Source organism: Hansschlegelia beijingensis (assembly GCF_045505405.1).
GTDB lineage: Bacteria > Pseudomonadota > Alphaproteobacteria > Rhizobiales > Methylopilaceae > Methylopila > Methylopila beijingensis_A.
Genome location: NZ_JBJKEX010000189.1, coordinates 1 through 5879, shown reverse-complemented (window position 1 = coordinate 5879; position 5879 = coordinate 1). Strand labels below are relative to the sequence as shown.

Sequence of the window (5879 nt, the reverse complement as noted above, 5' to 3'; positions counted from 1 at the left end):
CGCGCGGCGCTCGGGGCTGCGGCGCGCGTTCAGCGCCAGCACGCCGTCGAGCGTCAGCCGGCCTGCGACCGGGTTCGGCATCGGGTCAGGAGCGAATGGGCTGAGGCGCATGGCTAACCGTCGGTGCCGGCCGGCGACGTCGCGCGCCACCAGGTTTCGAGTACAGGTCCGTAAAGCGGCGTCACGTCCGGGCGCTGGATTGTCTTCCAACGAGCGATCCACTGCTCCCTCACGTGGAACAGCGGAACGACATAGAAGCCAGAGAGCAGGATTCGGTCGAGCGCGCGAACCGCCGAGACGAAGTCGGGTCGCTCCCGCGCCGCCAGCATGGCGTCGATCATGGCGTCGACCGCAGGTTCCTTGACGCCCATGTAGTTGCGCTCGCCGGGGGTGTCGGCGGCGGCGGCGCTCCAATACTTCTTCTGTTCGGTCCCGGGCGAGAGCGACGACACCCAGTTGTAGACGATCATGTCGAAGTCGTAGGTCTGCAGCCGGCGGAACGCCTGGATGGAATCCGCCAGCCGCACGTCCGCCCGCGCCCCGATCCGCTCCAGACCACGCGCGAAGGCGAGCGCCAGCCGCTCGTCCTCCTTGGTCGAGACCATGATCTCGAACCGAAAAGGCGCCCCGTCCGAGTCGCGCGCCAGCGCGCCGCCCTTCAGCGACCAGCCCGCCGCGGCCAGCAGGTCGAGCGCTTTTCGCAACTGATCCCGATCGCGGCCCGACCCGTCGCCGCTGGGCGCGCTCCAGCGCCCCTCGAGGATGTCGTCCCTGACGACGCCGGGGAACCGCGCCAGCAACTCCCGCTCCCGCGGGTCGGCGGGCCGACCGTGCGACGACAGCTCAGAGCCTTCGTAGTAGCTCTGGGTCCGCACCGTGGCGCCGCCGAACATGTTGCGGTCGACCCACTCGTAGTCGAACAGGAAGCCGAGCGCCTCGCGCACCCGCACATCCGAGAAGATCTGCTTGCGGGTGTTGAAGACGAAGGCGTTCATGCCCCAGGGCAGGCCGGACTTGAAGCTTTCGAGCGCGATCTCCCCGCGGCGGACCGCCGGGATGTCGTAGCCGGTCGTCCAGCGCACCGGATCAGCCTCGACCCGGATGTCGACCAGGCCGCGCTTGAACGCCTCGAGCATCGCGTTGGCGTCGCGATAGTAGTCGTAGCGGATCTCGTCGAAATTGTTCACGCCGCGGTTCACCGGCAGGTCGCGGCCCCAATAGTTCGGGTCACGCCGATAGGTGATCGAGCGGCCGGGATCGATCGCGCTCACGCCGTAGGGGCCGGTCCCGACCAGCGGCGTGAAGGTGGTCTGCTCGAATCGGCCGACATCCGTCGCGTGGCTCGCGAGCAACGGCATCAGCCCGAGGATCATCGCCAGTTCGCGGTCATCGGTCGGCAGGTCGAATCTGATGGTGCGCTGGTCGATCACCGCAGCGTTGCGCACGCGGCGGTAATTTGACCGGAACGCCGGCTGCCCGTGTTCGCGCAGCAGTTCGAAGGTGAACAGCACGTCCTCCGCGCCGACCGCCTCGCCGTCCGAGAAGCGCGCGCGTGGATCGATGTGGAAGACGATGAAGTCCCGGTCGTCGGGCAACTCGACGGTTTCGGCGACGAGGCCATAGAGCGCGAACGGTTCGTCATAGTTACGAGCCAGCAGGCTCTCATAGACGAACCCCTTGAGGCCCTGCGCCGGGACGCCCTTGTAGGCGTAGGGATTGAGGGTATCGAAGGCGCCGAGCCAGCCATTGGTCAGCCGGCCGCCCTTGGGAGCGTCAGGGCGGGCGTAGGGCAGGCGCTCGAAGCCGGGAGGAAGAGCGGGCTCGCCATGCATCGCCACGCCGTGGCGTCGCGGCAGCGGTTCGTCAGCCGCCGCCGCAGGCAGGGGCCGGCATAGCGCCAGAGCAAGCGCGGGCGCCGCTCTCAGCACATCCCGACGCGCGATCCATGGTCCCTTCAACGGCTCGGTCGCCATTCTCTCGTGCGGCCGGCGCGAGCCGCGATTCGCAAATCCTGAAAAGGAGGTTATCACAGGCGTGGTCTTGGGCGCGCCCTGCGCCGACGGGCCGCCGGGCGCCTGCTGGGTCACTGTCTCGCCGTATTTGCTGGACAGACAGCCGGTCACCGCTTTCGCAGTCGAGCGGCTTCCGCGTAGATGCGCGACGCGCAGGATTTCACTATAGACGCGCGGCGGCCGAGCGGGTCGGGTCGTGCTGAACGACAGGAAGGAAACTGCATGGAACTGGGTAAGATCGCGCGCCTCGCCCTGCTGTCCGCGGCGCTAGGCATGGTCGCCGCACCGTCTTACGCGCAGGACAAGCCTGCCGCGGGCGACGCTCAGAAGGCTCCCGACGCCGCGGCCGGGCCTGGTCCGATGTCGGCGAATCCGCCCGCCCCGCCGCAGCCGAACTGGGTCAAGATCTGCAACACCGACCCGAATGCGAAGAAGGAGGTCTGCCTGACCTCCCGTGACCTTCGGACCGAGACCGGCCAGACGATCGCTTCCATCGCGGTGCGCGTCGTGAGCGGCGAGAACAAGAAGTTCGTGCTCGCGGCCGTCCCCCCCGGCCTGCTGATCCAGCCGGGCGTGCGCATCGCGGTCGACCAGAACAACCCGACGAACGGCAAGTACTCGATCTGCTTCCCGAACGCCTGCTACGCCGAGCTCGAGATCAACGACGCCTTCTTCAACAACATGAAGAAAGGCACCAATCTCGTTCTGCAGGCGATGAACCAGCAGGCCAAGACGCTGAATTTCCCGATCAGCCTCGCGGGCTTCACCAAGGCCTATGACGGTCCGGCCGCGGACCCGAAGGCGATCGAGGAGTACAAGAAGGAAATGAACGAGGGTCTGAACCGGCTCGCGGAGCAGCAGCGCAACAAGCTGCAGGCGCCGAGCACGCCGGTCCCGCCGAGCGACGGCGGCCCCTCCATCGGCGACAAGGCGCCGGTCAAGGGTCAGTAAGCCTTTCAGGTCCTGAACGCGAAACGCCCGGGCCTTGGCCCGGGCGTTTTTCGTTCCGCTCCGTGGGGTCAGTTCATGAAGAACCGGCGGATCCTGTAGGAGCCGTCTTCGGCCCGCCGGAACATCGCCTCCACTTGCGGGTGGCGGACCGGCTCACCGCTTATGTCGCGTTCGAGGTTCTGCTCCGAAACGTATGCGACGTATTCGGTTTCCTCGTTCTCGGCGAACACGTGATAGAACGGCTGATCGCGCGCCGGACGCACCTCCGCCGGGATCGCCTCCAGCCACTCCTCGCTGTTCGAGAAGGTCGGGTCGACGTCGTAGATCACGCCCCTGAAGGGGTGGACGCGGTGGCGGACCACCTGGCCGATCGTGAACTTCGCGCGGCGGAAGCGCTCGGAATGCATCAGGAATCCCGTTACTGGACGCGCGACATGATCTGAGCCGCGCGCCTCCGTCAACGGTCCCGCGTCTTCAGAGTCCGTAGCGCTCGGCGGCCTCCGGCTCGCGTTCAGCGATCTGCCGGGCGAGGTCGACGATCACCTTCGCCTGCTTCCAGGTCGCGTCGTCCTGCATCTTGCCGTCCAGCATCACCGCGCCGGTGCCGTCCGGCATCGCGTCCACGATGCGCTTGGCGAACCTGACCTCCTCGACGTCGGGCGAGAACACCTTTTTGGCGATCGCGACCTGGCTCGGATGCAGCGTCCAGGCGCCGACGCAGCCAAGCAGGAACGCGTTGCGGAACTGCGCCTCGCAGGCCTCCGCGTCGGAGAAGTCGCCGAACGGCCCGTAGAACGGCTTGATGCCGTTGGCCGCGCAGGCGTCGACCATCTTGGCGATCGTGTAGTGCCAGAGGTCGCTCTGCGAGAAGGCGCGGGGCCCGTCTCCCTCCTTGTCGGCGAGGACGCCGTAGCTCGGGTGGCCGCCGCCGACCCGCGTGGTCTTCATCCGGCGCGAAGCCGCGAGATCGGCCGGTCCGAGGCTCATGCCGTGCATGCGCGGGCTGGCCCTGGCGATCTCCTCGACGTTCATCACGCCCTGCGCGGTCTCCAGGATCGCGTGGATCATGATCGGCTTCTGAAGCTTGTGGCGGGCCTCGAGCTGCGCGAGCAGCCGGTCTAGATAGTGGATGTCCCAGGCGCCCTCGACCTTCGGCAGCATGATGACGTCGAGCTTGTCGCCGACCGCCCCGACGATCTCGATCACGTCGTCGAGCGCCCACGGGCTGTCGAGCGCGTTCATCCGGATCCACAGGCCCGCCGCGCCGAAGTCGGTCGCCTGCGCCATCTGGATGAAGCCGGCCCGGGCGGCCTCCTTGGCGTCCGCCGGGACCGCGTCCTCGAGATTGCCGAGCACCACGTCGACGTGCGCCGCGAGATCCGCGGCGCGCGCGCGGATCTTCTCGACGTGCGGCGGGACGAAATGGATCATCCGCTCGACCTTGACCGGCGGCTCGCGGAAGGGCGCGGGCGCGCCGAGCGCGAGCGGGCGGTAATAGGCGCTCGGGACGATCATGTTCGCAGCCTTTCGCTGAGGCGGGGGAGGCGCAGATTTCGCGGGCGCAATGCTGCGTCGCAAGACGGCTTTCGTCGCATGGCTGGCGGCCGCCGCTGCCGGCCCACATGCGGGCCATGTCGCGTCCGCCGTTGACCCGCGCCCGAGGAACACTTAGCCGGAAATCTGCACAGGACCCGCAGCCCAGGAGCGCGCCAGTCCATGACCGACGTGGCCGGACTGGCGCTGCCGTTTTTCGGGCTGATCTTCCTCGGCTTCCTGTGCGGCCGGATCGGCAAGGCGCCCCAGAGCGGCCTCGCCTGGTTCAACATCTACATCGTCTACGTCGCGGTGCCGGCGCTCTACTTCGTGCTGATCTCGAAGACGCCGTTCGAGGAGCTGGCGAATGTCGGCTTCGTGGCCGCCACGACCGCCGCGACCTTCACGGCGTTCCTCCTGTCGCTCGGGATCGGCCTGGCGGCGAGCGGCGGCCGGCTGCCCGAGGCCGCGATCCAGGGGGCGGCGGGAAGCTATTCCAACGTCGGCTACATGGGTCCAGGGCTGACGCTTGCGACGCTGGGGCCCGCCGCCGCGGCGCCGACCGCGCTGATCTTCGTGTTCGACTGCACGCTGCTGTTCACGCTCGTGCCGCTGCTGATGTCGATCTCGGGCCCCAGGCATGAAAGCCCGTGGGTCACGGCGGGGCTCGTGCTGCGCCGTATCGTGTTCCACCCGTTCAACATCGCGACCGTGGTCGGCGGGCTCGCGGCCTACTTCCACTATGCTCCGCCGGAGCCCGTGATGCGGATGGTCACGCTGCTCAGCGGCTCGGCGGCGCCCTGCGCGCTGTTCATGATGGGCGTCACCGTCGCGCTCGCGCCGCTGACGCGGATCCCGATCGAACTTCCGGCCCTGGTGACGGTCAAGCTGCTGATCCACCCGCTGATCGTGTTCGGAATCCTGCAGCTCGTGGGCGGCTTCGATCCCGTGTGGGTCGCGACGGCGGTGCTGATGGCGTCGCTGCCGCCGGCGCTCAACGTCTTCGTCATGGCCAGCCAATACGGCGTCTATGTCGAGCGCGCGTCGAGCGTCATCCTCGTGGGCACGGTCTGCTCGGTGCTGACGGTCACCGGCCTGCTGGCGCTGATCGTCGGCGGCTGGCTCGGCTGAACCTCAGAGGCCGGGCGCGCCGAGCAGTCCTTCGCGCATGACGAAGCGACGCAACGGGCCAAACCGCGAGATCGCCGCGAGGCCGACGCCGCGGGCGAAGTGAACCGGCGGCAGCGAGGAAAGCAGCGAGAGGTTGAGGAGATCGGTCGCGACCCACACGGGATCGAAGCCGCCCACGAGCTGCAGGATTCCGAACACGATCAGCGGGTGGATCAGCAGCTTGACCGTCACCAGGGCCGGAAGTTCGATCGG

Annotated in this window: 5 protein-coding genes and 1 pseudogene; 2 read left to right on the top strand and 4 right to left on the bottom strand. The window is 68.0% G+C overall.

The genetic code is table 11. The features are described from left to right. Window positions 1-113 precede the first annotated feature (113 nt). On the bottom strand, window positions 114-1973 hold the full coding sequence (locus ACIKT0_RS11940) for an extracellular solute-binding protein (RefSeq protein ID WP_407105554.1): 1860 nt from the start codon (window positions 1971-1973) through the stop codon (window positions 114-116). A 261-nt stretch (window positions 1974-2234) separates the two neighbouring features. On the opposite strand from ACIKT0_RS11940, the gene ACIKT0_RS11935 reads away from it, so the two are divergent. Beyond that, complete coding sequence (locus tag ACIKT0_RS11935) at window positions 2235-2963, top strand: invasion associated locus B family protein (protein WP_407105553.1); 729 nt, start codon at window positions 2235-2237, stop codon at window positions 2961-2963. A gap of 68 nt (window positions 2964-3031) precedes the next feature. Here the strand turns inward: ACIKT0_RS11935 and hspQ are convergent, their stop codons facing one another. Next, complete coding sequence (gene hspQ / locus ACIKT0_RS11930) at window positions 3032-3370, bottom strand: heat shock protein HspQ (RefSeq protein ID WP_407105552.1); 339 nt, start codon at window positions 3368-3370, stop codon at window positions 3032-3034. A gap of 67 nt (window positions 3371-3437) precedes the next feature. Next, the gene (locus ACIKT0_RS11925) at window positions 3438-4478 is read right to left on the bottom strand and encodes an HpcH/HpaI aldolase/citrate lyase family protein (RefSeq protein ID WP_407105551.1); all 1041 of its coding nucleotides are present in this window, start codon (window positions 4476-4478) and stop codon (window positions 3438-3440) included. 201 nt (window positions 4479-4679) lie between these two features. Here ACIKT0_RS11925 and ACIKT0_RS11920 point away from each other — a divergent pair, with 201 nt between their 5' ends. After that, entirely contained in the window at window positions 4680-5627 is a 948-nt protein-coding gene (locus ACIKT0_RS11920) for an AEC family transporter (protein WP_407105550.1), read from the top strand. 3 nt (window positions 5628-5630) lie between these two features. Here ACIKT0_RS11920 and ACIKT0_RS11915 read toward each other — a convergent pair. Then, window positions 5631-5879 (bottom strand): annotated as a pseudogene (locus tag ACIKT0_RS11915) (hypothetical protein); the annotation flags it as partial.